The organism is Shewanella sp. MF05913, assembly GCF_059758095.1.
Window position 1 is genome coordinate 1 of sequence record NZ_JCAYNT010000073.1, and the last position, 586, is coordinate 586.

The window sequence follows — 586 nt, forward strand, 5'->3', positions numbered from 1 at the left end:
TTATTACTAGCTCGCCAACGCTTTTCGCAAGTTATTACGTCCTTCATCGCCTCTGACTGCCAAGGCATCCACCGTATACGCTTGGTCACTTAACCATACAACCCAAATGAGTTTCACACCCTTGAATTAACAAGGGAAGAGCTCTGGGTCATATCATGACCAGCTGGTTTTTACTTGTCTCACTCCCGACCAGGAAGTGTGACTCGCCTTAGTTTTTAGAATATTCAAGACACTTAAACAGTGTATTGAGAACTCAAGTGTTAATACTTTCGTATTAACGTTTTTCGCACTAACGTAATCACACAAACGACAACGAATCATCATTTATGCGCCTTTAGTTAGTACTATCAGCTTTCCAAATTGTTAAAGAACAACACTGACCGGCAAGCGGCGTGTTTCACTCTACTTCCGAAGAAGTTAACAAGTAATCTGTGTGAACACTCACATGCATCTCTGCACTTTAGGTATTGAGTTAGTCGTATAGGTAAGGAGGTGATCCAGCCCCAGGTTCCCCTAGGGCTACCTTGTTACGACTTCACCCCAGTCATGAACCACAAAGTGGTGAGCGTTCTCCCGAAGGTTAAAC

General features: G+C 43.5%; 2 rRNA genes. Both read right to left on the minus strand.

The window, feature by feature from the left end:
• A 23S ribosomal RNA gene (locus AC19MV_RS23055) occupies positions 1 to 95 on the minus strand; the annotation flags it as partial.
• A gap of 390 nt (positions 96 to 485) precedes the next feature.
• Positions 486 to 586: ribosomal RNA gene (locus AC19MV_RS23060) — 16S ribosomal RNA — on the minus strand; the annotation flags it as partial.